Raw genomic sequence first — 26,264 nt, forward strand, 5'->3', positions numbered from 1 at the left:
GAAAGCAAAGGTCAACCTGGTTTCATTTGGTTTAGCATCGGCCTCGGCGGCAAACCATCGTCAGAATGGCCGCCGCAAGAAAAAGACGGGAGGCACGGGGCGGCACGCCGGCACGAAGCCGCAGGGAGGATGTGATGAAGAATTTGGCTGTAATCACGTGTGCTGCGCTCGGCCTATGGGCGCTCGACTGTTCGAATGTTTTGGCTCAGGCACCAAAAACATTCACGCTAAAATTCAATCACGTGCTTGGCCCGAAGGAGCCATACCACGACGGCTTCCTGAAGTGGGCCAAAGCCGTCGAGCAGCGCACCAATGGCGGTCTCAAGATCGATGTCTTCCATTCCGCGCAACTGGGTCTCGAGGAAGACATCATCGAGCAGATCAGGCAGGGAGCCAATATCGGCCAGAATACCGACGCCGCGCGGATGGGAAACTACGTTCCCGGCATCGCCGTGATGAACGGACCTTATTTCGTCGAGACGCTGGAAGAGGTTGCCAAGCTGCGCAAAGCGCCGACCGTCGCAAAATGGCAGGAAGAACTCGCGACCAAGTTCGGGCTCAAGGTGGTGTCTTTCAACTGGGTGCAAGGCTATCGACATTTCTTTACGAACAAGCCGATAAAGACGCCGGAAGATCTGAAGGGCCTGCGCATCCGGACGCCGCCGGCGCCAATTTGGCAAGAGTCGATACGCGCGCTTGGCGCCGTGCCGGTAGCGATGGCATTCGGCGAGATGTACCCGGGACTGCAGCAGCGGGCGATCGATGGTGTCGAGCTGGTTTACAATAACATTCCGGGTGGCCGCTTCTACGAGGTGCTTAAAGTCGCGAATGAGACAAGGCACATCATGCTGGTCAACTTCGAAGTCGTCAGCGCCAAGTGGTTCAACAGCCTGCCGAAGGAGTATCAGGACGCGCTGGTGGAAGAGGCCGATCGAGCCGGAGAGGAGACATCGCGTCAGATCTTGAGGCTGGAGGCCGAAGTCGAGCAGCAATTGAAGTCTCGCGGCATGACGATCAACAAGGATGTCGATCTCGCCGCTTTCCGGAAGGCCGGCGACAAAGCGTTCGAGGTCCTGAAGATCACCGACGCCAAGAACGCGGTGCATAAGGAAATCGGCAAGTAGGTTCCGCTGAATGCAGAAAATCTACCAGCGTGTATGCGCCGCCGAGGCATGGATCGCCTCCGTGTTTCTCGTCGTGATGGTAATCCTTATCTTTCTTGGCGGCGTCATGCGGATGCTGGGCCATCCGATCAACTGGTCGACGGATGTTTCGACCGCCCTGTTCGCCTGGGCCTGCTTTCTGTGCGCCGACATTGCCTGGCGGAAGAATAGCATGATGGCCATCGAAGTTTTCGCCAATCGCCTGCCGGACAAGCTCCAGACGGCCCTCCGTATGGTGAACTACGCGTTGATCACCGCGTTCCTGTCTTACCTCCTCGTGATGGGCGCCTATTTATCGTGGATCAGTCGGGTACGCAGCTTCCAGGGCATTCCGGAAGTCAGTTACTCCTGGGTCACAATGAGCTTGCCGGTTGGCGCGGCGCTGCTGATCGTGACAACCGCGCTCAAGGTCCGCGGAGAACTCCGGGGCGAGCGCGGCGAATATCGCGCCGTCGACGTCATATGATCCGACGCGCATAGCCATGTTGATCGTAATCATTGCGTTCACGGTACTGATGCTGATCGGAATGCCAGTTGCCTTCGCGATTGGAATTGCCGGCGCGCTGTTCTTCATCCAGCATCCGGAACTGCCGGCAACAATCCCGATACAGGTAACGGTAACCGAGACGCAGAATTTCGCGCTGCTTGCGGTTCCGCTGTTTATCCTCGCCGGCAATTTTCTCAACAACTCCGGCATCACGACCAACCTGCTCAAGCTGGCCACGGTACTGACAGGAAGAATGCACGGCAGTCTGGCGCAGACCTCTATTGCACTCTCAACGCTGATGAGCGGGGTGACGGGATCCTCGATTGCCGACGCCGCCATGAATGCCCGCATCATCGGTTTGCAGATGCTCAAGCGCGGCTATGCCCGCGGCTATGCGGCCGGCGCGATTTCGTACGGTTCTCTGCTGGCGCCAATCATTCCCCCCGGGATTGGTTTCATACTGTATGGCACAGTCGGCCAGGTCTCGATCGGACGGCTGTTTGCCGCCGGCATTATTCCGGGCCTCATGCTGTGGGCAGCTCTCGCCGTTGCGATAGCCATCACCGCCCGCCGCCGCGGCTACGGGCCGGAACGCGAGACGCGGGCGACTGCGCGTGAAATCCTGCTGGCGTCGTGGGGTGGCATCTGGGCGATCCTGTTTCCCATCATGCTGTTGGCGGGATTGCGTTACGGCATCTTCACGCCATCGGAGATTGGAGCCTTCGCGGTCATCTATGCGGTGGCGGTGGGGTTCTTCGCTTACCGGATGCTGACGTTCGCGGGTTTCCGTGAAGCCATCGAAGGCAGCCTGGTCGATGTCGGGGCCGTGATGTTCCTGCTCGCGCTCTCGGCGATCTTTGGTTACGGCATCGTGTTTGAGCGAATACCCGAGGTGATTTCGGATTGGATGCTGGGTATGACGGAAAACGCGCACGTTGTAATGATGCTCATCGTGCTCTTTATCCTGATCGCCGGCACCTTCATGGAAGGCTCGGTGCTCATCATCATGCTGACGCCCATCTTCCTTCCGCTGGTGACGAAGTACGGGATTGATCCGGTCCATTTCGGGCTCGTGTTCATTATCGCTGCCACGATCGGAAACTACACGCCGCCCGTCGGCGCCGCCATGTTCGTCGCCTGCCAGGTGCTGCGTTGTCCTATCAGCGAGTACACCCGGGACTCGACGCCGTTCTTGATCGCCGTCACCGTGGTGACCTTGATACTGATCTTTGTCCCCTCAGTGGTCTTGCTGGTCCCTGATATGATCTTCGGTGCCGATTTGCGATGAGATCGAACGGACGGCCGCTTCTGGCCCTTTTCGGACCTGACGGGCCAGACTGGCGAAGTCTGTTTATGAGGGCAAAGCAGGCCTCGCCGATGCGGGCGTCGACTTCCGAAAATGACCCAACTCGGAAGTCGACGTTGCCGCTAGGCGGCCGAATTTCGCGTCGCAAAATGCTCAACGTCGCAAAACATATAATGCACTAAACCGCTGCGCGGTAATGAGCGTGTGCATGGTGTCAGAGACCTTGGTTATCAGCCGTCGATCAAGGCGGGGTCGGCACCAGTAACTGTGACTGGTCTCGTCGCGCGTCCCATGTTAGCGGGCCGCAGAAGGCCGCCCATGCGCGCGGCGAGCGCTGGGGTAGAGTGGCTGCCGGGCCAAGGGTATCCTGCTAACGCAGCAAGGGTGCTGCGTGGGTCGTGCCGGCTGCCGCAGCCCATTTTCGCGCCACATTAGGAGCACGCCGATGACCCCACTCGATGTATTCGGAGGCGTCATGTACCTCCTCTTCTTCGCACCGTTCCTCTTTCCGCTGGCGCCGTGGTTCGCCAAAAGGCCGCGCGGAGCCTGGCTAGTCTGTTGCGCGGCCGTTTCCGTACTTGTCCTCCTTTTCCCGGCCATGTTTTGGTGGGGGTGTGACTGGTCAAACTGCGGCCAAGGAGCCGTTGCAATTTTCATCGTCGCTCCAGTTTGGCTGCTCTTTGCCGTGATCACGCCGCTTTCCGCCTGGGCGGCGGCGCGCAAACTTGCACGCACGCCGACATCCGACCCGTCCCGGTCCGTTCCCTGACAGGCCGACGGTGCGAGGTGTCGGCGTCAGCGCCGCTGATCTGTCGCGCGTCAGCCGTCACAAACAGCTCGCACCTCACCCTCAATTGAGAATGCTCATTGTCCACTACTAAACGTCTGAAAGATTCAAAATGCGCTCCGAGATATCAATCCGTTCATGCGCGACAAGACCGGTTACACGACGCATTGTGCCGCGAAACAGATATACGATGTCGACAAAAGTCTGTTTGCAAACAACCAGCGCTATATTGCTGCGGTGCATGAGTCTGCAGTTGGCACCTTTCGGAAGTGGTTGTCCCGATGCGTGATGTTCGCAGTTGGGGGAAGGCCGGAAGTAGTCGGCCGACACCAAGATGACGCGATCTACCCACATGAGACAGTTTTTCCGCGCTCGCTCAGCGCTAGACCGTCACCCCTTATCGCCCCGCATATCCAGCGAAAATAATTTATCACGAACATGTCGTCTTGGTGGTCACCCGTTCGACTGGATGTCGGCGATCCGGCCAAACAACAGGAGTTACCAATGACTCAAAATGCAGCAATGAGGGGCGAGAAGATTTACGACATGGAACTCAACATCACTGGAGTCACCGACTACGGCGTGAGCATGGACGCAATCCTTTCCGGCGAGGAAGCGATTCCACTACACGGAGCTCGATTTGACCTTGCGGTCGATGGGCAGTACGAGGGCCGCCTCGCGGGACACGCGCACGGCGTCGACTATCTGCGGGTACGCGCCGATGGTCGCATCGAGCTGGACCTGCACGTCATCATCGATACTGAGGACGGCCACCGGATCGCGTTGTCCGGTGACGGCCAGGCCGCGGCGCGATCCGGCGAGCCGGTGCTCGACATCTTCGCAAACGTCCGCCTCTCCACCGCGTCCAAAAAGTATGCCTGGGTCAATGAGCGACAGATCTGGGGCGTGGGGACCGCGAGCCTGGCGACCGGGAAGGTCCTCGCCGAAGGCTTCATGCAGTGAAAGCAAGGGGGACGGCAGGATGACTGTCCGGTCCAGCAGCCTGCGAAGTCGCGTTGGTCCTCAATCTCAAAGCTGCCAAAGCGCTCAGTCTCACTGTGCCGGCATCTCCGCTTGCGCAGATCGACGAAGTGATCGAATAGGGCCGACCGACTTCCGCCTTTGGCACTTTTCGGACCTGACAGGCCAGGCTGATGATGTTCTTGAGGGTAAAGCGGACTGCCGAGTTACAAGCTCGGACTTCCGAATCTGACCCGAAGCAAAAGTTGCGCACCGAACGATTAGTTGGAATGGGGTTTAGCTTCGGTCGGCCTGTCCATTAGCGCAAACTTGCCCAAAGATAAGAAATGACCGTTTCCTTGGTCCCGCCTGTTCCTATCAATCTTTCGGTCTCTGTTACCGCTCGCGCACCTGTGCGCTCATAAAATGCGCGTGCCAAAGAATTTCTGCTTAATACGGTTGCGGTCATGGCTTTAAAACCATTGCTGGTAGCGTAGTCAGCGCACGCCTCCAAGAGAGCCTTGCCGCGCCTTTCCCAATATAATCGGGATCTAGGTAAATCGCGTAAAGCTCCGCGACACCATTCTCATCAGTTGGTCCGACGTCCGCAAAACCAATCATCACGTCGTTGTCGAATGCCACGAACACACCGAACGGGCGGCCAATGGCCAGATGACCCTTATCCTTTTCAAACCAGCGGAAAGCACGGTCTTCAACAGAAAGGCCGTTGAGGTACTCGACTGTATAGATATCCCGGTAGGCTGCGCGAGTAGCTTCGATATGAATCCGGGCGATTTCACCGGCATCATCTTGAGAGGCTCGTCTTATTCTAAAACTCTTATCCATTCAAAATTGATAACATTGATCCATGGGGCGTACACAAAGTCGTTCATGTCCCTTTGCGACCTGCCGAACGGTTCTGAAAATTGTTCGCTTATCGGGGTAGATCGGAAGTGATCGGCACACGGCCAAACCGGCGCTAATGACCCATCCCGGAAGTAGGCCCTAGTCCAGCAGCGGCCTGCCCGATATGCTTTGATGCGTGGGGCTGGAACTGAGACGCACGGTGGCCCGATGTACATATTCATTCGAAAGTACACCAAGGTTCGTTCGGTTGCGGATGCCGCTCGCCGCGCCAAAAGCGGCATCGGTCGGATACTGAGGGAATCGCCCGGATTCAGATCTTATTATGTACTGGATGGGGGCGAAGGCGTCGGTGTCGCTGTAATGATATTCGAGGACCGCGAAAGCGCCATTGCGGCGAACGACAAAGTTCTGGAGTTTGTTCGAGCAAGCCTGCATGACCTTATTCTTGGCGACCCCGAAATCATCGCCGGGGAAGTTTTGGTGAATATAGAATCCGATGCGTAATTGTTCGCAAAGGGTCCTCATCCGCTACGTGCGCAAGCCTGGGACAAGACTGGCCCTTACGGCGCGCATCAAGTTGGAGATGGAGAAGTGGGGCAAGGTGGTGCGTGACGCCAATCTGAAGACCGAATGACCTGACGGAGGCAATGTCTGCGCCGGCCGCTTCCTGGCGCAAAGCGGACGTTTCATGCTCGCACTGAGGATTTCCGGTTTTGACCGATTTTGTTGAAAAAGGCAGTTGTTGCGACTCAGAGCTACCAGTGATTCAGTCTGCTTAGTTGGCAGGACTGAAGATCATGATGGGGCATCGGCAAGTCGAACAGGCTGCGTTGTTCTATGAGTTCTCGCTCGAGAAGCATATCCCCGCCGACCACCTGCTACGGTCGATCGACAGGTTTGTCGACCTTGAAGAGGTCCGGCGGGACTTGGCGTCCTTCTACAGTAGCATCGGTCGGCCTTCGATCGATCCGGAGCTGATGATCCGGATGCTCCTGATCGGTTACTGCTTCAGCATCCGATCGGAGCGGCGCCTGTGCGATGAGGTCCACCTCAATTTGGCCTACCGATGGTTCTGCCGGCTAGGTCTGGACGGGGCAGTGCCAGATCACTCGACGTTTTCCAAGAACAGGCATGGGCGCTTTCGGGAGAGCGATCTCTTCCGTCGTGTGTTCGAGAGCGTCTTGCGCCGCTGCATCGAGGAGCGACTGGTCGGTGGTGAAGGATTTGCAGTCGATGCGAGTCTGATCAAGGCCGATGCCAATCGGCAGAAGGGGATCGAAGGCGATAAGGGACTTCCACCGGAGGCCACCGGCCGAGCAATCGATGAGTATCTGGCGGTCCTCGACGATGCCGCTTTCGGAGCGGCGACCGAAGTCACGCCGAAGTTCGTGTCGCCCTCCGATCCGGCGGCGCGCTGGACGGGAGCACACGGGGCCAAGCTTTCTTCGCCTACTCGACGAACTACCGCGCTCGATCTATGAGGGTGCTCGCGACATGGCCCGCCAGATCGTAAGATCGTCGGAAGGACGCACCTCGCGCCGGCTCCGCAAGAAGATCGAGATGCTGTTCGCGCACCTCAAGCGCATCCTCAAGCTCGACCGTTTACGTTTACGAGGCCCAAACNGCGCGCACGACGAGTTCATTCTCGCAGCCACCGCCCAGAACCTTCGCAAGATGGCCAAGCTAATCCCGATGCAAATCCCCAAGCCCGCATAGCGGACGACAGCGTTCTGCCGCTTCAATGGTTGCGCCAATACATCCGATTACTTACGACCTTTTTCAACGGAATCGACCCCAACCAGACATTGACCGTAGGCCTACAGCTTTCCGGCGGATCCAAACCGGCGATTCTTCACTGCCTGCGAGATTTTCGTACAGCAGGTTGTTTCCGCGCGGCAGCCATCTTGCTTTCAGTCGGATGCGTGATCGGGAGGACCTCACGCATATACTCGGCGAGCGCCTCGCAAAAGCTCTCGGCATAGGGCGGCATTGGACGCCGCTTGTCCCATTGAATGGCATATCGCTCTCGAATCGGCTTGCGCCGGTGTGTTACGCGGACGATTCTCAATGTGTAGCGATCCGTTCGCAGGAGCGATGGAATGATCGCTATCCCTTGCCCGGCCTCCGCGAGCGCGAGCAAAGTATGCGGCGCGCGGCTCTCGAGCATGATATTGGGGTCGACATCTGTGAGACGGCAAGCTGCGTCAAACAGTCTCCGAATTGAATAACCCTGGTCCAGCAACAGCAACGGATGGGACGCGAGCCGGCCGATATCAATAGTGCCGGCATGGCCAAGCTCGAGCGATGGGGCGCAGGCGGCTAAAACCTCATCTGGTGGCAATACGCGACTCTCGAAGCGTCGATCACCTTGATCGTGTCGAATGCCGATGTGAACCTCGCCGCGTTCCAGAATGGCGGTCTGTTCGCGACCGAGGGCCTCTGACAGTTTCACGTGCACATTGGGAAAACGCTCGGCATATCGAGGCAGAAACGGCGACAAGACACTTTCGATCGTGTGCGGCGGGGCGGCAACCTTCAGCACCCCTCTGTCTCCACGCTTGAGCACTTCGACCCGCTCGCCGAGCGCATCGACATGGGCCAATACACCACGAGATTCCGCAAGAAACTCCTCGCCTTCCCTGGTCAAGACGAGGCCGCGCCCGACGCGGTCGAACAGCCTGAGCCCCAGCTCTTGCTGAAGGTCCATGATTTGCCGCGACAGGGCGGGCTGCGTAATGCGCAGCCGCAGCGCCGCTTTCGAAACCGTGCCCAGCTCCGCCACGGCGACGAACGTTCGCAAACGTCTCAAGTCCATAGCTTGGAAATCTATGCTCCCTCGGCATCGGATACTAGAAAAATTATGCATTGGACATTGCTCTGATCCCGGCCATATCGTCCATACAGCATCGCTCAATGGTTGGCCGCCAGTGCGCACTCCACGCGTAAGCTTCTGGCGACCGCCGCCGCAACGAAGAGCGGCCCGCGGCCGTTACCGCGCCAAGGGATTGGCGCCTGGGGTGCATCTTCCGGCGACATGTGGAGGCTCTCATGAGTTGCTGCGACGAAACGACCGCCCGCGTACCCGGTACCAACGTGTCTCGGCGCTCGCTGTTCAAGGGCGCTGCTCTGATTGCAAGCGTCATCCCGGCGGCCCAACCCATCCGATCCGAAGCGCAGAGCAAACAGATCAGGCTCGCCTATTGCAGCCAACTCCTGTGCGGAGTGCCGTACGAAGTCGCACGCTCGGCCGGTATCTTCAAGAATCACGGGCTCGATGTGCAACTCGTCTATACTCGCGGCGGCAATGCCGCGATGCAGGCGCTGGTCGGCGGTGCGGTCGAATATGCCGGCACCGCCTTGGACGTTGCCCTCCAAGCCTATGCCAATGTGGGCGCGGACATCCGGCGCTTTGCGGTCACCGGCCGCCTCCCCCTGTTCGCCGTTGTCACCGCTCCCAAGACCGCGAGCCAGATTCAATCAATCAAGGACCTCGAGGGAAGGACGGTCGGCGTCTCCGCGCTCGGCAATGCCGATCACGCGCTGACGCTTTACCTGCTGAAGCAAGCCGGCGCCGACGCCCAGAAAGTGCAGTTCGCGACCATGGGCGTCAATCTGCTGGAAGCGTTGCGGCAGAACCAGATCGACGTCGGCCTGGTGCAGGAGCCCGCCTTGACCGTGCTGAGGCGCTCGGGCGCGCGCGTGCTCGTCAACGCAATGGACCTTGAAGACGCCAAGCACTATCTCGGCGGTTCTTTTGAATTCATGGGCGTCGCGGTGCGCGCCAAGGAAATCGAACAGCGCAGGCCGGAAATGGTCGCGCTGACCAAGGCGCTCGCGGATGCGCTCAAGGCGCTGCGCCAGATGACGGGCGAGCAGTTGGTTGCGGCTTTCCCCAAGGAGATGGTCACCGGGCTCGACCTCAAGGAGTTCAGCGAAATTCTCGGGCGCCACCGCGATTCGCTCTACCCCGAAACGGTGGGCATAGACCTGGAAGCGGCGAAACGCGTCGAGCAGAGCCTGGTCGCCGGCGGCCTCATCAGGTCGGGGGCGAGCATGGCCGGGCTGCACGACACCACGATCGTCGGGGGTTGAATGCGCGTCAGCGATCTGACCATTTCCTACGGCGGCGAGCCGGTCCTCGAAGGCGCGAGCCTCACCGTCGGCGACGGCCGTTTCGTGAGTCTCGTCGGGCCTTCGGGTTCGGGCAAGTCGAGCCTCTTGCGCGCTGTGATCGGTTTGCAGCGGCCGCTCTCGGGCACGATCGAGACGAAACTTGCGCGCTCGCAGATCGGCATCCTCTTTCAAGACGATGCCCTGCTGCCGTGGAAGACGGCCCGCGACAACGTCGCGCTCGGCCTGAGCTTGAATGGCATGGAGCGCGGCAAGGCGCTCGCCGAGGCGGAAGCCTGGCTCGAGCGGCTGGATCTGGCGGGCTTCGGCGACCGCTTTCCCCGGCACCTGAGCGGCGGCCAGCGCAAGCGCGTCGCGCTCGCACAGGTGCTGGCGATGAAGCCCGAGCTCATCCTGATGGACGAGCCGTTCGCCTCCCTCGATGCGATCGTGGGCGCTCGCATCGTGAAAGACGTCGTCGCGTTGGTCGAGGGTCAGGGAATCAGCGTTCTGCTGGTCACCCACGATCTGGAAGAGGCAATCAGCCTTTCCGACGAAGTCTGTCTGCTGTCGCAGGGGCCGCGGGCGCATATCATTCAGCATTACGCGGTGCCGATTCCGCGGCCGCGCGACCCCATCCATTCGCGCACGCATCCCGCCTTCGCGCCACTCTACGAGCGACTCTGGGCGGACCTCTCCCGCGAAGTGGATCACCGGGCGGAGGCGGCATGATGCTTCCCGGTCCCCGCTATGCCTGGCTACGCCAACTCGCTGCGGTAGCCGTGCTGCTCGCGGTCTGGGAGGCTGCGGGTCGCGCCGACATGCTCAATCCAATGTATGTGCCGAATCCGAGTAGAATTGGAGCGGCGTTGGTCGACCTGTTCGCGGACGGCCGCATCTGGCCGCATCTCGACGCAACCTTCACTGCCGCGCTCGGCGGTCTCGCGCTCGGCATTGCCGTTGGTATTATCCTAGGCGTCGTTGCTGCGCTCGTTCCGGCCATCGCGGAGCTAATCGAGCCGGTAATGTCCGTCCTCAATGCCATCCCGCGCGTGATCCTTGCCCCGCTTTTCGTGATCTGGCTCGGCATCGGGCTCGCCTCCAAGGTTGCGCTGTCCTTCATTCTCGTGGCGGTGCTGATCTTCTTCACAGTGTTCAATGGTATCCGGCAGGTGGATCGCAGGCTTGTCGAGCGCGTCATCACGCTCGGCGGCAGCCGCTGGTCGCTCGTGCGGCACGTCTACCTGCCGTCGGTCGCGGCCTGGGTGCTCGGCAATCTGAAAATCGCGGTCGGCTTCGCTTTCACGGGCGCCTGCGTGGGCGAGTTCGTGGCAGCGACCCGCGGCCTCGGCTACCTATTGTCGTTTGCGCAGAGCACCTACAACGCCGCCCTGATGTTCGCACTGATCCTTCTGATCCTGGTAGTGGTACTGCTGATCTTCGCTATTGCGGGGCGCCTGGAAAAATATCTGCTGCGCTGGAACTGAGCGCAGGTCGCCGGGGATGTCGCTGTGACCGATCTATACACCCGTATCAGAGACCAGCCGCGTGATGCGTTGGACACCATCGCCAAATCGTTGAATGTCCGCGCATCCGAGCCCGCCATGCAGACCATCTGCGCCCGATATATGGCGCAGATCGCCCTGCCCGCGGGCGCTCGTGTCCTTGAGATTGGGTGCGGAAACGGCGCGACGACGAAGCTTATCATGCAGCACGTCCGTCCGGCGCAACTCGTCGGGATCGACCCGTCTTGCGTGTTCATCGACATGGCAGGCGAGACATTCGCCGATGAACCGGGGGTCTCATTCGCGATCGGCGACGCTGCGGCGACCGGACAGGCGGACGCCTTCTTTGATCTTGTTATCGCGCACACGGTCTACTCGCATTTGGTCGACCCGGAGGGGGCGCTGGCCGAGGCCCGCCGGGTTCTCAGGCCGGGCGGGCAGCTCGTGATTTTCGACGGCGACTTCGCGACCATCACTGTCGCCCTGTTCGATGGCGATCCGTTGCAGTCCGCCGTAGGCGCGGTAATGCGTCACATGATGCATGCACCCTACATTATGCGGCGGCTTCCCGCTCTTGTCACCGCAGCCGGATTCAGCGTGCAGTCGGTCGAACCGCACGGCTATGTACAGACGACGAGCCCCGACTTTTTGTTGACGCTGCTGTCGCGCGGCACGAGCGCTGCCGCTCATGCTGGTGAAATCGGTCAGGAGCTCGTTGACGGCTTTGCTCAGGAGGCGCGTCGGCGAGTCGCGAACGGCACGTTCTATGGAGCCATCCTGTTCCTCAGTCTCGCCGCGCGCAAAGATGGCCGGTGACTGAGCCATTCAGCGGGCAGGAGAATTGCACTGTTCGATTGGACATAACTGGAGGGCTGATCAGGAGGGGCGCATGTCGCAGACTTCGCTTCGAGAGTTGGCACCTCGATCTGCAGGACCTGTTAGGCCTTGCGGTTCCGCCGATTGCCATTGCCTTTATCGACCACCTTCCTGCCGGGATCGGCCGTATCGAACGAACCCTGCCGCCGGCAACGACGGATGGCCGGACGGGACCCGTTGCGGCGAGTTGCGTGTTCTGGATCGAGGGCACGCAAGTCGTGTTCGCGACGGTGGCGGAGGACCACGGCAATTGCAGCGTCGACAGCCTTACGCATGGCTTTAAGTCCATGGCGGAGATCGCCCACAATGCAGATGTCGTTGCTCTGTGCGAGACCGGGTGGGTCACGACGGAGGCAGTGGCAAAAATCGCGGTCGTTCGCGAAGCGGCGAAATATGTAGTTTATGGACCGCTGCGCGACGTTCCCGTCGAGCCATCGATTGTCCTGCTGCGGCTGAATGGAAAGCAACAGATGCTGCTGCATGACGCGTGGCCAAGCCTTCGCTTCGAAGGCAAACCGCAATGCCACATCATTCCGATCGCCAAAGAGAGCGGCGAGATCGCCATGAGCGTCGGCTGTATGCTAAGCCGGGTGCGTACCGGCATGTCCAATAACGAGGTGACCTGTGCGATCCCGGGGAGCCGTGTATCCGAGCTCGTTGAGCGCCTGCGCGCGGCACGTGTCGCCGACAATGCAGTGGCAGCATATGCAACAGACGATTCCAAGCGTTTTGCCCGTCATCAATGAAGCGACTGACGGTCCGCCACGCGGCGCCGGTGATCTTCCAGTATCGCCAGCTCGACGCGGCCGGCGGCCTGCTGAGCTACGGAAGCAACGAAACGGAATATTGCCGTCTGATTGTCACCTACTCACGGGGGAGAATTCCTGCCGGCGCTCGGGCTCACCGCCCCGCTCTCGCTGCTGGGCCGCGCCGACGAGGTATCCAATGAATGACGAAGGTTCATTGCGAATTAGCTAGCGCATGATTTGAGGCTCCGGTTTCGAAGCTTGAATCACGTCCGCGATAGCGCCATCAACCCGCACCGGTCTATAGCGAAATCGCTCTGAATTTACTTCCGCTTTGGGGGCATAGCCGAAATGGCCGGACTTGCCGCTGGATCGCTCGTGTAGCCATTGACCCGAAAGAGACATTGCGCGCGAGGGCCGGCCGTGCCGTCCCGGCGCGAGCGGTTCATGCCGGCGGGGAAGGCCGTGGCCGCTTCGATCGGGCTTGGATCGCCTTTGATTTGGCGTTTCGGCTTCTCGGCATCGCGATCTTTGGCGCCGTGGCCCGGCGAAGCCGACTGTGCCCCGCAACGTCGGCCTTGTTTCACAACCGGCTGCTGGCCCCCGCTCCCGAAGGGGAGTAAGATGTCCCTTACCCACCCGGAGGCATACATGGCCAGGGAGCACGTAGAGCGACGGCTCACGGCCATCCTCGCCGCCGATGTCGCTGGCTACAGCAGGCTGACCGGCATGGACGAGGAGGGCACACACATCCAGTTGAAGGAACATCGGCGTATCCTTGTTGATCCCAAGATCAGCGAACATCGCGGGCACGTGTTCAAGAACACCGGCGACGGCATGCTGGCTGAGTTCAGCAGCGTAGTGGATGCGATGCATTGTGCCGTTGAGGTTCAGCGCGGAATGTCCGAGCGCAACACCGGTGTGCCGCAGGAAAAACGGATCGAGTTTCGCATTGGCATCAATGTTGGCGACGTCATAATCGACAGCGGTGACATCTTCGGTGATGGTGTGAACGTCGCGGCGCGTCTGGAGGGCTTTGCTGAACCGGGTGGCATCTGCGTGTCGGGTCGCGTGAAGGAGTACGCACAAGGCCAGCTCGACCTCGCGTTCGAGGACGCAGGTGAGCAGCAGCTCAAGAATATCGCGCGGCCGGTCTGGGTCTATCGAGTGCGGCTCGAAGGGGCCGCGAAAGCGGCGGCCCTTACCGTTTCCCATAAGGCGTCGATAGCCGTCTTGCCCTTCAATAACATGAGCGGCGACCCGGAACAGGAATACTTCGCCGACGGCATTGTGGAAGAAATCATCACGGCCCTATCGCGCTTCCGTGGGCTGTTCGTGATCGCGCGCAATTCGAGCTTCACCTACAAGGGCCGGGCCGTGGACGTGAAGCAGGTCGGTCGCGAGCTGGGCGTTGGCTACGTGCTCGAAGGTAGCGTGCGCAAGGCGGGGAACCGGGTGCGCATCACGGCGCAGCTCATCGATGCGTCGACCGGGGCGCATCTGTGGGCGGATTGCTTCGAGGGAGCGCTCGACGACATCTTCGATCTGCAGGATCGGGCGACTGTGAACGTCGTGGGCGCCATCGCGCCGCAGTTGGAGTGGGCCGAGATCGAGCGTGCTAAGCACAAGATGACCGGGAGCCTCGATGCCTACGACCACTATCTGCGTGGAATAGCGAGCCATCATCGGGGAACCAGGGGGTTTAACAGGGAGGCTAATGAGGAGGCGTTGCGTCTATTCTACAGCGCCATCGAACTCGACCCCGAATTTTCCTCAGCTTATGGCATGGCTGCGTCGTGCTATTGCCCGCGCAAGCAGAATGGCTGGATGGGAAATCGCGTGCAAGAGATCGCGGAAGCCCAGCGCCTCGCTCGTCGTGCGGCGGAGCTGGGCCACTACGATGCGACCGCGCTCTGCAGGGCCGGCTATGCACTTGCCTACCTGGTCCACGACTTCGACGCGGGTGCCGCGCTAACCGATCGGGCGCTTGCGCTCAATCCGAACTTAGCATCGGCGTGGCGGGCCAGCGGTTGGGTGAAAATCTATGTCGGCGAGCCGGAATTGGCGATCGAACGCTTTACGCGTTTCATCCGCCAGAACCCACGCGATCCGGCCATCTTTGGGACGTACCACGGGATCGCGGTCGCTCATTTCTGCTCAAGCCGCTATGACGATGCGTCATCATGGGCAGAGAAGGCGATTGCACAGGCGCCGAATTTCGCGCCCGCATTTCGTGTGGCCGCTGCATCCCAGGCGCTTGGTGGGCGACTGGAGGGAGCGCAGAGAGCCATGGCCCGCATGCGCGAGCTTGATTCCGCGTATCGGATCTCCGACGTCAAGGATCGGATCCCGTTTCGCCGACCGGAAGATCTTGCTAGGTACGAAGAGGGGCTGCGAAAAGCGGGACTGCCGGAGTGACTGCACCCGGCGAGCAGGAGTGTTCGTTATTGGCAGTTTGAGGCGTGCCGACGGACACTAGCAATATCTGTTTATTGGGGTAGACGGGAAGTCGTCGGTAGAGGGTCAAAGGTAGAAGGTCAAAACGGCGCCTTTGACCCTGAGCCGACATAGGCCGGCGAAATCCCGCAGTGCGGCAGCTCCCTGCTGCTCACTCCCGTTTCATATTGGCCGCCAAAATCACCCTGCTCCACTTCTTGACTTCGTCGGAGATCAGTTTGGCGAAGTCGGCGGGCGACCCGCCAAGAGCCGTGCCGCCCAGATCGGCAAGCCGCGCTTGGAGTTTCGGATCGGCGATGCTGACGTTGACCTCCTTGTTCAGCTTTTCGATGACTTCTTCCGGCGTGCGCTTTGGACCGCCAATACCGAACCATGCACTTGCCTCGTAACCCGGCAAGGTTTCGCCCAGAGCTGGAACGTCCGGCAATATTGGCGAGCGCGCCGCCGTCGTTACCGCCAGGGCGCGGAAATTGCCGGCCCTGACATATTCGATCGATGAGAGTAGCGGGCCAAAATAGACCTGCGCTTCGCCGGTGAGAAGGGCAGGAAATACCTGCGCGCCCCGATAAGGCACGTGAAAGAGATCGACGCCGGCCATCGTTTTGAACATTTCGCCGGCCAAGTGGGTCGTAGATCCGGTCCCGGCTGACGCCATATTGACCTTGCCGGGATTAGCCTTCGCGTAGGCGATGAACTCCGCGACTGTCTTGGCGGGAACCGATGGGTGGACCTCCATGACCAACGGCACACGAACGATACCTGCGATCGGCGCGATATCGCGGATGAGGTCGAAGTTAAGCTTGAGCATGGTCGCATTTATCGCATTTGTTGCGGTAACCAACAGCAGCGTGTAGCCGTCCGGGGATGCCCGCACGACCGCCTCAGTCGCGATGTTGCCGGTAGCGCCACTGCGGTTCTCGATGACAAATGACCGTCCAAGTCGCTCCGACAGCGATTGACCGATCAATCGCGCGACGATGTCAGGTGCTCCGCCCGCGCCAAAGCCTTCGAGCAGGTGCACCGGTCGCGTCGGGTAGCTCTGCGCGCTAGCGAAGCGGGATAATACCGGAAGCGTGGCAGCGGCCGCTGCCAGATGCAGGAATTGACGGCGTGGAACTTTCATTGCGGCCTCCCAAACTGCTGGCATGCGGAGTCCCTGCGGAGCCGCACGGGAGGCCGCACACGCAGATGTCGGTTTAATTTCGATGCGCGCCTGCCGACGGCATGAGCGCTGCGGCTATAATAGAAGGGACTTCGGCACGTCCCGCTCGGCAGCTCGTCATCAGGCTACATCAGTTGCACGACCGGCGGAAGGCATGAATTAAGAGCCATGTTGCACCGTCAGCAACTGGCACTTTTGAGACATGCCGGCCGGCACTGATAATGTCTGTTCATCGGGGAAGAGCGGAAGTCATTGGCCAACGTCTAAACGGCGCTGTTGACCCATTTCGGACCTTGGGCGTAGCCGGACATCGACCCACAATCGTGCTATATAACCATTCGATTTCCCCAGTACGGGGGACCATCTTGAGCAGCGAGCACGTAGAGCGACGACTAGCAGCTATTCTGGCGGCGGATGTCGCAGGCTCCTGCCGCTTAATAGGGATAGACGAAGAAGGCACGCTGGCGCGACTGAAAGCGCTTAGAAGGACGCTTTTCGATCCCAAAATCGCTGAGCATCGCGGACGCATCGTCAAGAATACCGGGGACGGCGCTCTCGTTGAGTTCGCCAGCGTCGTCGACGCCGTGCGATGCGCCGTCGAAGTTCAGCGCCGCATGGCCGAACAAAATATCGACGTGCCGCAGGACAAGCGTATCGAACTCCGCATCGGCATTCACGTCGGCGATATCATCATTGATGACAACGATATCTTTGGCGATGGCGTCAACATCGCCGTGCGTCTCGAAGGGATCGCAGAACCGGGAGGTATTTGCATTTCCGACGACGCGCAGCGGCAAATCCGGGGCAAGGTCGAGCTTGCCTGTGTCGATATGGGCATGCAGGTCCTCAAGAATATTGCTGAGCCCCTGCGTGCGTGGTGCGTGAGGTTTGACGTGGCTGTGTCGACGTCGATGAGACCATCTGCGGTTACTGCTCAACCTCTCACAGTTCCCGGCAAACCTTCCATTGCTGTTCTGCCATTCATCAACATGAGCGGCGATCCGGAACAGGATTACTTTGCCGACGGCATGGTCGAGGACATCATCACGGCACTGTCTCGCTTCAAGGCGCTGTTCGTCATCGCCCGCAATTCGAGCTTCACCTACAAGGGACGCGCCGTCGACGTGAAGCAGGTCGGACGCGCGCTCGGGGTGCGCTACGTGTTGGAAGGTAGCGTTCGCAAAGCGGCAAATCGAGTCCGCATCACAGGACAGCTTGTCGATACCGCCACTGGGGCACATCTTTGGGCAGAACGGTTTGATGGTGGGCTCAGCGACGTCTTCGATCTGCAGGACCAGGTTACTGAGAGCGTTGTCGGGGCGATCGCCCCAGCGGTTGAACAAGCCGAGATCGAGCGCGCCAAGCGCAAGCCGACCGAGAGTCTCGATGTCTATACGCTCTACTTACGCGGTTTGGCCAGGTCTTATCAGTTTGCGAGCCGGCAAGCGAACGACGAGGCATTGCGCCTGTTCAACAGCGCGATCGAGCTCGACCCAGATTTTGCCTCCGCCTATGGTTGTGCAGCCTTTTGCTATGTCATTGCCAAGTTCAATGGCTGGATTTCAGGCACAGCGAACGAGATTGCCGAAGTGACGAGGCTCGCCCAGCGGGCGGTTGAGTTGGGCAAGGATGACGCGATCGCGCTCGCCGCCAGCGGGCAGGCGTTAATGTATGTCGTTCGCGATCTCGAGGCAGGCGCCGCCTTGATCGATCGCGCGCTTGTGCTCAATTCCAATTCGGCGGAGGCATGGTATTGCGGCGGCTGGGCAAAAAACTGGCTCGGCGAGCAAGAAGCTGCGATCGTGCGCTTCGCGCGTGCCATGCGCCTGAGCCCACTTGATCCGCGGATGAGCGGTATGCGGTCCGGGACCGCGCTTGCCCATTTCCTCTTGGGCCGCTATGACGAAGCGGCATCGTGGGCGGCAATGGCATTGCAGGACAGGCCGGATTATCAACCTGGATTACGCATCGCCGCCGCAAGCAACGCAATGGCCGGGCGACCGGAGCAGGCAAGTCAGGCAGTGGCTCGGCTGCGGCAAGTGAATCCCGCGTTACGTGTTTCCACTCTCAAGGACGTGCTGCCCCATTATCGGCGGGCCGAAGACTTCTCGCGATACCAAGAAGGATTGCGGCGAGCCGGGCTGCCCGAATGACCATCGCAGCCAGATGCTCGCCCGTGGCAACGAGGTGATCGAAAGAGGGACTTCCGTTGTTGGCACTTTTCGGACCTGAAGGATCTGGCTGACGATGCCCGTTGTTGAGGGCAAAGCGGACTTCCCAGTTGCGCACTCAGACTTCTGAGTTTGACCCCAACCGGACATGTCGCGAGCCGCTACTCGAATCGACCCGTCGGAAAGGGAAGTAGCTTTGCCAGATCGAGAAGTCAGAGCTAAGGCCAGGCATTTTTCTTGACGGAGCAGTTAGTCGGTAGGATCATATTTGACTTGAGACGCCCGACCTTCCGGAACGAACCCGTGCGGTCCCGCGCCTTCTGTTTATGGCCTCGTGGTTGGCAGAACGGGAGGTTAGCAATGGCTATCGATTACACCTCAGCTTCAATCGCGCTATCACAAACAGGTGCTGCTCAGGCGCCTCGGCGGCAGTTTTTCTGCGACGAGGTTGGGCGGCGAGAATTTGTCTGCGGCGGAGGCGCCAGTCTCTTTAGCCTGATACTTGCCACAATACTCGGTAGCTCGAAGCCAGTCAGGGCCGAGGCCATGACCGGATCATTGCCTGAGCTCGACCGCGTGGCAGTCCGGATAGTGATCGATAGCTATCAGTTCGCTGTCGCTCCGAGCAGAAAGCTGCCCAACCTCGATGTCCAGCACTTTGGCTGGGGTCTTAGCGACAAGCCGCCGCGCAAAACGTTGGTCAGCGAATTCGGCCTTGCGATGCATGTCGAGTCGCGGCGCGGTAACGAGACGCGCAATATCCTGGTTGATTTCGGCTTCACGCCGGAAGCCCTTCTCAACAATGCGAGCTTGCTCGGTATTGACCCTGCGGCCATCGACGCACTTGTGCTCAGCCACGGGCACCAGGACCACTTTGGCGGTCTCGTCGGTTTCTTGCAGGCGCACCGTGGCAAGCTGAAGCCCAAACTGCCGTTGTTTGTCGGCGGCGAAGGATGTTTCTGCGCGCGCGAGTGGACTGCAGCCCCGGTGCGGGGCAGCTTCGGCGTCATCGACCGCAAAGCACTCGAGGAGGCCGACCTTGCCGTAACCGTCGCGGACAGACCTGCCCTGGTTGCCGATCACGCCGTGGCGACGGGGCAGATCAGCCAGAAGAGCTTCGAGAAGGTGCTATCACCGAGCGCAATGACCATTGGTTTCGACCGAGGCATCGGCTGCTATCCCGAGCGCCTCAGCGAGGCGGAACGCACTACGCCCGTCGTCCCGGATCAGTTTCAGCACGAGATCGCGACGGCGTTCAATCTGAAAGGACGGGGGCTTGTCGTCCTAACTTCATGCAGCCATCGCGGCGTGGTCAACGCGATCAAGCAAGCTCAAGCCGCCTCCGGCGTGGAAAAAATTCATGCGGTGATCGGCGGCTTTCATCTCGCGCCCTATCAAGAGGACTACGTTCGAGATACGGTCAAGGCACTGCGGGAAATCGATCCAACTTTCGTGATTCCGCTGCATTGCACGGGGGAGCCTTTTTACGAAACCGCGCGAGCTGCGATGCCGACAAAGCTCCTACGCTCGTACACCGGAACTCGATTGGTTTTCGAGGCGTGAGCATAGCCTAACCATTACGTGAATGTCCGTTCGCGGCACATAGCGTCGTTACGCTGTTATGCAGTAGCACGTCGGCTATCGGGGCATAGCGGACTCTGGCGCGGCGCCCGGCAAATTTATAGTTCATGGACTGGATGCATCGGCCGCCGCCTGCGCCAAGGCTTCTCGACGGCCCGAGACCGCAAGTCCCGGCGAAGCCCTGGCGTCGCGGGGTCACGGAGCATGACAGCGTCTATGACTTCACCGGCGCCGGCGGGCCAGCCACCTCGGCTTCCGCCACTTCCTCCACCTTCTCCCTGTCTCCCGCCAGCACGCGCTGCACTGAGACGAAGAACACCGGCACCATCAACAGCGCCAGGATCACGACCGCGATCATGCCGCCCATCACGCTGGTGCCGAGCGCCTGTTGGCTGGCGCCGCCGGCTCCCGTCGCAATCGCCATCGGCAGCACGCCGCAGACGAAGGCTAGGCCGGTCATCAGGATCGGGCGGAAGCGCAGCGAACAGGCTTCGACCGTCGCCTCGATCAGCGGCTTACCTTGCGCACGCAGATCCTTGGCGAATTCGATGATGAGGATGGCGTCTTTCGCCGCAAGGCCGATGATGGTGATCAGGCCGACGGTGAAGTAGACATCGTTCGGCAGCCCCCGCATGGTCGCGGCAATCACCGCGCCGCAGATGCCGAGCGGCACCGTCAGCAAGACCGCAAGCGGAATGGTCCAGCTCTCATAGAGCGCGGCAAGCAGCAGGAACACCACCAGCACCGAGAGGCCGAGCAGGAACGGCGCCTGCGAGCCCGACAGCTTTTCCTGCAGCGACTGGCCGGTCCATTCGAAACCGAAGCCGCGCGGCAGCTTGTTGGCCAGCCGCTCCATCTCTGCGATGGCATCGCCGGAGGTGAAGCCGGGTTTGGCTTCGCCTGAGATACGCACGGCGGGATAGTAGTTAAAGCCCGCGATCTGGGTCGGCCCCTTCGACCACTGGACCGTGGCGAAAGCGGAGAACGGCACCAACTGACCGCGGCTGTTCTTGACGTTGTAATTGAGAATGTCGTCGGCGTTCATGCGGCTGGCGCGGTCGGCCTGCACGATCACGCGCTGCATCCTGCCGCGGTTCGGAAAGTCGTTGATATAGTTCGAGCCGAGATTGGTCGAAATCGTCTGGTTGATGTCCTCGAAGGTGACGCCGAACGCGCCGGCTTTTTCGCGGTCGATCATAAGATTGACCTGCGGCGCCGGCGGCAGGCCCTCGACATAGACCTTCTGCAGGACGGGGCTGGCGTTGGCTTCTGCGATCAGCCGGTCGGATGCGGCAACCAGCGCCGGATAGCCCTTCTGGCCGCGGTCCTGCAGGCGGAACGAGAAGCCGGAGGAATTGCCGAGATTGTCGATCGGCGGCGGCTGCAGCGCCGAGATCCTAGCGTCGCGGATCGACGAGAGCTCGCGGTTGATGTCGGCGACAATCGCGGCGGCGGAATCCTTTTTGCCACGCTCCGACCAGTCCTTCAGCGTGATGAAGGCCTGCGCGGTGTTCATGCCCTGGCCGAGGAAGCTGAAGCCAGTGAGGAACGTGACGTCCTCGACGCCGGCGCGATTGAGCAGATATTTCTCCACGGCCTCGACCGCTGCTTCGGTGCGGGCGTAGGAGGAGTCGGACGGCGTCTGCACGTCCGTCGTGATGAAGCCCTGGTCGTCGACCGGCAGGAAGCCGCCGGGCAGCCGGACGAAGGCCCAGCCGAGGCCGATGAGCAGCGCGGCGTAGATCAGCATCAAACGCCCGGTGCGCTTCAGCGAGCCCTGCACGGTGCGCGAATAGCCGCCACGGCTCGTCTCGAGCACGCGGTTGAACCAGCCGAACACGCCCTTGCGCGCATGGCCGTGGCCGGCCTCGACCGGCTTCAACAGCGTCGCGCACAGCGCCGGCGTCAGCGAAAGCGCCAGCAGCGCGGAGAAGGCGATGGCCGAGATCATGGTGACCGAGAACTGGCGATAGATGATGCCGACCGATCCCGGAAAGAACGCCATCGGCACGAACACGGCCATCAGCACCAGCGTGATGCCGATGATGGCGCTGGTGATCTGCGACATCGCCTTGCGGGTCGCTTCCTTCGGCGGCAGGCCCTCTTCCGCCATGATCCGCTCGACATTCTCGACCACGACGATGGCGTCGTCGACGAGGATGCCGACCGCCAGCACCATGCCGAACATGGTCAGCATGTTGATGGAATAGCCGGCCGCCATCAGCATCGCACAGGTGCCGAGCAGCGCCACCGGCACCACGATGGTCGGGATGATGGTGTAGCGGATGTTCTGCAGGAACAGGAACATCACGATGAAGACCAGCACCACCGCTTCCACCAGCGTCATCAACACCTTGTTGATCGAAGCCTTGACGACGGGCGTGATGTTGTAGGGGATTTCGTAGCCGATATTGGCCGGAAAGAACTTTGATAGTTCCTTCATCTTGGCTTCGACGGCGCTGGCGGTGGCAAGCGCGTTGCCGGTCGGCGACAGCAGCACCGAAAGGCCAGCCGTCGGCTTGCCGTTGAGCCGCGTGTTGAACTGGTAGCTCAAGCCGCCGATCTCGATACGGGCGACGTCGCGCAACCGCACCGTCGATCCATCCGGATTGGCGCGCAGCGTGATGGCGCCGAATTCATCCGGCGATGAGAGCTGACCCTTGACCAGCACCAGCGCGGAGATCCTCTGCTCCGGCGTGCTCGGCTCGGCGCCGACGCTGCCCGAGGCGACCTGGGCATTCTGCGCCGAGATCGCCTTGTTGACGTCGTCGGCGGTGAGGCCGTAGCCGACCAGCTTGGCCGGATCGACCCAGATCCGCAGCGAACGTTCGGTGGAATAGAGCGTGGCGCGGCCAACGCCGGGAATGCGCCTGATCTCGCCGAGCACGTTGCGGATCATGAAATCGCCTAGGCCGATTTCGTCGAGCGAGCCGTCGGCCGAATTCAGCGTGATGATCTGCAGCACGGCAGAGGAGGCCTCCTCGACTAGGATGCCTTGCTGGATCACCGCGCGCGGGAGCCGCGCCTCGACGCGCTTGAGACGGTTCTGCACTTCGACCGACGCCGCGCCCGTCTCCGTGCCGGGCACGAAGTTGGCGATGATTTCGACCTGCCCCAGCGAGTCAGAGGTAGATTCGAAATTGAGAATGCCGGAGGCGCCGTTGAGCTCCTCCTCGATCAGCCGCGTGACGCTGTTGTAGAGGTTCTCCGGCGACGCGCCGGGATAGCTGGTCGAGATCGAGATCGAAGGCGGTGCGATGATCGGATATTGCGCGACCGCCAGCAACGGGATCGAGATCGCGCCGATCAGGCAGATGAAAAGCGCGACTACCCAGGCGAAGATCGGCCGGTCAATGAAGAAGCTGGGCATCTCCCGGTCTCAGCGGGACGCTTGCGCTGCAGGTGCTGCCGGTATCGTACCAACCGAGGCATCCGCATCGATCCACGCCTTCGCCTTGACCTTGTCGCCGGCAACAAACTTCTGGAACCCGTCGACGATGACGCGGTCGCCCTCTTTGAGGCCATCGCTGATCAGCCACAGGCCGTCCTGCATCGGGCCGGTGCGGACCGGCTGCGTTGCGACGCGGCCATCGTCCTTGACGACAAAAACCTCGCTGCCGCCGCCGGCATCGCGCTGGATCGCCTGCTGCGGCACGGCCATGGCATCGGAATCGATGCCCTGTTCGATCAGGACGCGGACATACATGCCGGGCAGTAGTTCGCGGTTCGGATTCGGAAACTGTCCGCGCAGCGTGACCTGCCCGGTATAGGCGTCGACCTTGGCATCGGAGAACAGAAGCTTGCCGGGAATCGAATAGGCGGGACCATCGTCGAGCACGAGGCGGACCTTGGCCACGTCGGGCGCGATCCGGTCGAGGTCGCCGCTTTCGAGCGCACGGCGCAGCTTGTTCATCTCCGCGATCGATTGGGTGAAGTCGGCGTAGATTGGATCGAGTTGCTGGATCGTGGCGAGACTGGTGGTCTCGTTCTGCACCACCAGCGCGCCTTCGCTCACCAGCGCCGCGCCGACGACGCCGCTGATCGGCGCACGGATTGTCGCGTAGTCGAGATTGAGTTTCGCGCGGGCGACATCGGCCTTGCGGCTGTCAACTTCAGCCTCAGCCTGGCGTTGGGCCGCGATGGCCTTTTCGTTCTCGGCCTCGGGCGCCGCGCGCTGGCTGGTCAGCGTCGCAATGCGCCGGGCGTGCTGGGTGGCGAGATCGAGCGCCGCCTCCGCCTTGTCCAGCGCGGCTTCGCTCGCCTGCAGTTCCACTTCGAACGGTTTGGGGTCGATCCGGTACAGCGGATCGCCGGCCTTCACCTCGGCACCCTGCTGGAACAGGCGCTCGACGACGATGCCCGAAACCCGCGCACGGACTTCCGAGACCCGGGTGGGTGCGATGCGGCCGGGCAACTCACGAACGATGGCGCGGGGCTGAGATCTGACGGTGAAAGTGCCTACTTCGGGCTCGGGCGGCTTTGCCGCTGCGGTCGCGGCGATCGGTTCATTGCAGCCAGCCAAAAGCGGCGCCATCGCAGTCAACACCACAAGGATGCATGCCGATTGCGTTCGTAGTCCGGACATTGAAAGCTTTGCCCCAGTTCAGGTTGGAAGGCGCGAGTTGAGCATTCGCGACGTTGTCGTAAGCAGTCTTAGTCGTAAGCAGGTCTCGGGAACTCACGATTGATGGAAGATAGGATAGGGACAGGGTGCTGCGACGCAATACGGTTTCGCGGCGGCCCAATGTCACACAACGCTATCGCACTGAACTTCCACCGATTTTTCCGGACTCACTTGATTGTGAGTCGGTTCCATTGCGTATGGGTCCGAAACGGACGGCGGGAACGTGCCGTTTCGCTGCATAAGATTGCAGCCGATGACGGTGCGGGAGGCATCTGGCACGAATCGGTTAATTTCGGGCTAAGGCGCCTTGAGCCGGTAATGGCTGATGCCCCACTCGCTGCCACCGGCGTAACCGAACAGGCCTGCCGTGGCGAGCAGGAACCAGCGCCAGCGCCGCATCCACAGCGCGGTCTCTCCGTCATAGATCTTGCGAAGCACGCGCTCGATTTCGTCGCGATGTCGGTCGAAGTTCGCCAGCCAGTCCTGCGCGGTGCGCTGATAATGGATGCCACTCCAGCGCCATTCCTTTTCGACCCCGAACAGATCGGCATATTGCCGAATCAGATGATGGCTCGGCATCACGCCGCCGGTAAAGAAATGCTGCGCAATCCAGTCCGCGCCATCGGCGCGATCGAACAGGTGGGCGCCGGATCGGTGGGTGAAGATATGCAGGAAGAAGCGGCCGTCGGGCTTCAGCCATACGCGCAGACGCATCATCAGTTCGCGCCAGTTCATCATATGTTCGAAGATCTCGATCGCGAGGATGCGGTCGAACCGCGCGTCCGGTGCGAACAGGTTCACGTCTGACGTAACAATGCGCAGATTGGCCAGGCCACGCTTTGCGGCTTCGCCCTCGATATATTCCCGCTGCGCGTTCGAGTTGGAGACTGCGGTAACTTGCGAATGCGGGAACTGCCGTGCCGTCCACAGCGACAGCGAACCCCAGCCGCAGCCGAGTTCGAGGATCGACTGTCCGTCGGCCAGATCGGCATGCTCCACCGTCTGGCGCAGCGCCTCTTCCTCGGCCTCCTGCAGGGTCGAGGCCGCTTCGCGGTAGAAGCAACAGGAATATTTCCGGTTAGGACCGAGCACGCGGGCAAAGAACGCGGCCGGCACCTCGTAATGCTGGATATCGAGCGCGTCGGCATATTCGATGGCGCGTGCCGCCATTTCGTCGGCGAGCCAGGCATCGCTTTCGGCATTTCCGGTGGCGAGCTTCATGGCGGTGCGTGAGCAGAGCTGGTGGATGGCAGCCCGGACAATGACGTCTGGCAGCGGCACCCGCTCGGCGGTGCCTATGATCGCGGAGACGAAGCTCATGACCACTCCCTCCCTTTTGGCACCTTTTCGAAAACCGGTACCCGCTATGGGCTAACGCGATCCACCGGGTCGGATGATGCCGGCGGCGGCCGCCGCGGGAAGAATGGGCTGGTGCGCAACCGGCAGTCGCGATAGAGCCACT

Annotated in this window: 19 protein-coding genes and 2 pseudogenes; 15 read left to right on the plus strand and 6 right to left on the minus strand. The window is 60.9% G+C overall.

Annotation, left to right across the window (positions count from 1 at the left end; all coding sequences use genetic code 11):
• Positions 1-134: 134 nt before the first annotated feature.
• From YUO_RS0122130 to YUO_RS44905, 5 genes are all read left to right on the plus strand, one after another.
• Positions 135-1,124 carry a C4-dicarboxylate TRAP transporter substrate-binding protein gene (locus YUO_RS0122130; RefSeq protein WP_028349240.1) on the plus strand — a complete coding sequence of 330 codons (990 nt, stop codon included), beginning with the start codon at positions 135-137 and terminating at the stop codon, positions 1,122-1,124.
• Positions 1,125-1,134: 10 nt separating this feature from the next.
• Entirely contained in the window at positions 1,135-1,629 is a 495-nt protein-coding gene (locus YUO_RS0122135) for a TRAP transporter small permease (RefSeq protein ID WP_028349241.1), read from the plus strand.
• Positions 1,630-1,645: 16 nt separating this feature from the next.
• Positions 1,646-2,938, plus strand: coding sequence for a TRAP transporter large permease (locus YUO_RS0122140; protein ID WP_028349242.1), 1,293 nt, complete (start codon positions 1,646-1,648; stop codon positions 2,936-2,938).
• 463 nt (positions 2,939-3,401) lie between these two features.
• Positions 3,402-3,725, plus strand: coding sequence for a hypothetical protein (locus tag YUO_RS0122145; protein WP_028349243.1), 324 nt, complete (start codon positions 3,402-3,404; stop codon positions 3,723-3,725).
• Positions 3,726-4,289: 564 nt separating this feature from the next.
• A complete protein-coding gene (locus YUO_RS44905; protein WP_235782787.1) occupies positions 4,290-4,706 on the plus strand; it encodes a DUF3237 family protein in 417 nt (138 codons plus the stop codon).
• Positions 4,707-5,022: 316 nt separating this feature from the next.
• Here the strand turns inward: YUO_RS44905 and YUO_RS41360 are convergent.
• A pseudogene (locus YUO_RS41360) lies at positions 5,023-5,549 on the minus strand (GNAT family N-acetyltransferase).
• A gap of 228 nt (positions 5,550-5,777) precedes the next feature.
• On the opposite strand from YUO_RS41360, the gene YUO_RS0122165 reads away from it, so the two are divergent.
• Both YUO_RS0122165 and YUO_RS41365 read left to right on the plus strand, forming a co-directional pair.
• Positions 5,778-6,074 carry a hypothetical protein gene (locus YUO_RS0122165; RefSeq protein ID WP_028349245.1) on the plus strand — a complete coding sequence of 99 codons (297 nt, stop codon included), beginning with the start codon at positions 5,778-5,780 and terminating at the stop codon, positions 6,072-6,074.
• A 293-nt stretch (positions 6,075-6,367) separates the two neighbouring features.
• Positions 6,368-7,286 (plus strand): annotated as a pseudogene (locus YUO_RS41365) (transposase).
• Between the two features lie 136 nt (positions 7,287-7,422).
• On the opposite strand, the gene YUO_RS0122180 reads toward YUO_RS41365, so the two are convergent.
• A complete protein-coding gene (locus YUO_RS0122180; RefSeq protein WP_235782788.1) occupies positions 7,423-8,370 on the minus strand; it encodes a LysR family transcriptional regulator in 948 nt (315 codons plus the stop codon).
• A 248-nt stretch (positions 8,371-8,618) separates the two neighbouring features.
• On the opposite strand from YUO_RS0122180, the gene YUO_RS0122185 reads away from it, so the two are divergent.
• The 6 genes from YUO_RS0122185 to YUO_RS0122215 all read left to right on the plus strand — a co-directional run bounded on the left by YUO_RS0122185 (position 8,619) and on the right by YUO_RS0122215 (position 15,225).
• Positions 8,619-9,662 carry an ABC transporter substrate-binding protein gene (locus YUO_RS0122185; RefSeq protein WP_051379580.1) on the plus strand — a complete coding sequence of 348 codons (1,044 nt, stop codon included), beginning with the start codon at positions 8,619-8,621 and terminating at the stop codon, positions 9,660-9,662.
• On the plus strand, positions 9,663-10,412 hold the full coding sequence (locus tag YUO_RS0122190; protein WP_028349248.1) for an ABC transporter ATP-binding protein: 750 nt from the start codon (positions 9,663-9,665) through the stop codon (positions 10,410-10,412).
• Positions 10,409-11,167 (plus strand): ABC transporter permease, encoded by a 759-nt coding sequence (locus tag YUO_RS0122195; protein ID WP_028349249.1) that lies wholly within the window; start codon positions 10,409-10,411, stop codon positions 11,165-11,167. Before YUO_RS0122190 ends, YUO_RS0122195 begins: the two co-directional genes overlap by 4 nt.
• Positions 11,168-11,191: 24 nt before the next feature.
• Positions 11,192-12,001 (plus strand): methyltransferase domain-containing protein, encoded by an 810-nt coding sequence (locus YUO_RS43890; RefSeq protein ID WP_156908722.1) that lies wholly within the window; start codon positions 11,192-11,194, stop codon positions 11,999-12,001.
• Entirely contained in the window at positions 11,998-12,807 is an 810-nt protein-coding gene (locus YUO_RS41375) for a DUF169 domain-containing protein (RefSeq protein ID WP_083754669.1), read from the plus strand. Before YUO_RS43890 ends, YUO_RS41375 begins: the two co-directional genes overlap by 4 nt.
• A 651-nt stretch (positions 12,808-13,458) precedes the next feature.
• Positions 13,459-15,225 carry an adenylate/guanylate cyclase domain-containing protein gene (locus YUO_RS0122215; protein ID WP_028349251.1) on the plus strand — a complete coding sequence of 589 codons (1,767 nt, stop codon included), beginning with the start codon at positions 13,459-13,461 and terminating at the stop codon, positions 15,223-15,225.
• 190 nt (positions 15,226-15,415) lie between these two features.
• On the opposite strand, the gene YUO_RS0122220 is transcribed toward YUO_RS0122215, so the two are convergent.
• Positions 15,416-16,387: a Bug family tripartite tricarboxylate transporter substrate binding protein gene (locus YUO_RS0122220; protein ID WP_035727309.1), complete on the minus strand. Its 972-nt coding sequence runs from the start codon at positions 16,385-16,387 to the stop codon at positions 15,416-15,418.
• Positions 16,388-16,791: 404 nt separating this feature from the next.
• Here YUO_RS0122220 and YUO_RS41385 point away from each other — a divergent pair, with 404 nt between their 5' ends.
• Together YUO_RS41385 and YUO_RS0122235 are read left to right on the plus strand one after the other, a co-directional pair.
• Positions 16,792-18,579, plus strand: a complete 1,788-nt coding sequence (locus YUO_RS41385) for an adenylate/guanylate cyclase domain-containing protein (RefSeq protein WP_235782789.1) — start codon at positions 16,792-16,794, stop codon at positions 18,577-18,579.
• 378 nt (positions 18,580-18,957) lie between these two features.
• On the plus strand, positions 18,958-20,160 hold the full coding sequence (locus tag YUO_RS0122235; RefSeq protein ID WP_035727313.1) for an MBL fold metallo-hydrolase: 1,203 nt from the start codon (positions 18,958-18,960) through the stop codon (positions 20,158-20,160).
• Positions 20,161-20,392: 232 nt separating this feature from the next.
• Here the strand turns inward: YUO_RS0122235 and YUO_RS0122240 are convergent, their stop codons facing one another.
• The 3 genes from YUO_RS0122240 to YUO_RS0122250 form a co-directional block, all read right to left on the minus strand.
• Positions 20,393-23,548, minus strand: coding sequence for a multidrug efflux RND transporter permease subunit (locus tag YUO_RS0122240; RefSeq protein WP_028349255.1), 3,156 nt, complete (start codon positions 23,546-23,548; stop codon positions 20,393-20,395).
• Between the two features lie 9 nt (positions 23,549-23,557).
• Positions 23,558-24,763 carry an efflux RND transporter periplasmic adaptor subunit gene (locus YUO_RS41390; RefSeq protein ID WP_198028072.1) on the minus strand — a complete coding sequence of 402 codons (1,206 nt, stop codon included), beginning with the start codon at positions 24,761-24,763 and terminating at the stop codon, positions 23,558-23,560.
• A gap of 336 nt (positions 24,764-25,099) precedes the next feature.
• Complete coding sequence (locus YUO_RS0122250; RefSeq protein WP_028349256.1) at positions 25,100-26,122, minus strand: SAM-dependent methyltransferase; 1,023 nt, start codon at positions 26,120-26,122, stop codon at positions 25,100-25,102.
• Between the last annotated feature and the right edge of the window lie 142 nt (positions 26,123-26,264).

The sequence above is a fragment of the Bradyrhizobium murdochi genome, from assembly GCF_000472965.1.
GTDB lineage: Bacteria > Pseudomonadota > Alphaproteobacteria > Rhizobiales > Xanthobacteraceae > Bradyrhizobium > Bradyrhizobium murdochi.

Coding starts and splice junctions, on each gene's coding strand:
- YUO_RS44905 (WP_235782787.1), top strand. CDS start 4,290: ATGGAACTCAACATCACTGGAGTCACCGACTACGGCGTGAGCATGGAC.
- YUO_RS0122165 (WP_028349245.1), top strand. CDS start 5,778: ATGTACATATTCATTCGAAAGTACACCAAGGTTCGTTCGGTTGCGGAT.
- YUO_RS0122220 (WP_035727309.1), bottom strand. CDS start 16,387: ATGAAAGTTCCACGCCGTCAATTCCTGCATCTGGCAGCGGCCGCTGCC.
- YUO_RS0122185 (WP_051379580.1), top strand. CDS start 8,619: ATGAGTTGCTGCGACGAAACGACCGCCCGCGTACCCGGTACCAACGTG.
- YUO_RS0122145 (WP_028349243.1), top strand. CDS start 3,402: ATGACCCCACTCGATGTATTCGGAGGCGTCATGTACCTCCTCTTCTTC.
- YUO_RS0122135 (WP_028349241.1), top strand. CDS start 1,135: ATGCAGAAAATCTACCAGCGTGTATGCGCCGCCGAGGCATGGATCGCC.
- YUO_RS0122250 (WP_028349256.1), bottom strand. CDS start 26,122: ATGAGCTTCGTCTCCGCGATCATAGGCACCGCCGAGCGGGTGCCGCTG.
- YUO_RS0122235 (WP_035727313.1), top strand. CDS start 18,958: ATGGCTATCGATTACACCTCAGCTTCAATCGCGCTATCACAAACAGGT.
- YUO_RS0122240 (WP_028349255.1), bottom strand. CDS start 23,548: ATGCCCAGCTTCTTCATTGACCGGCCGATCTTCGCCTGGGTAGTCGCG.
- YUO_RS0122130 (WP_028349240.1), top strand. CDS start 135: ATGAAGAATTTGGCTGTAATCACGTGTGCTGCGCTCGGCCTATGGGCG.
- YUO_RS0122195 (WP_028349249.1), top strand. CDS start 10,409: ATGATGCTTCCCGGTCCCCGCTATGCCTGGCTACGCCAACTCGCTGCG.
- YUO_RS0122140 (WP_028349242.1), top strand. CDS start 1,646: ATGTTGATCGTAATCATTGCGTTCACGGTACTGATGCTGATCGGAATG.
- YUO_RS0122190 (WP_028349248.1), top strand. CDS start 9,663: ATGCGCGTCAGCGATCTGACCATTTCCTACGGCGGCGAGCCGGTCCTC.
- YUO_RS41390 (WP_198028072.1), bottom strand. CDS start 24,763: ATGTCCGGACTACGAACGCAATCGGCATGCATCCTTGTGGTGTTGACT.
- YUO_RS0122215 (WP_028349251.1), top strand. CDS start 13,459: ATGGCCAGGGAGCACGTAGAGCGACGGCTCACGGCCATCCTCGCCGCC.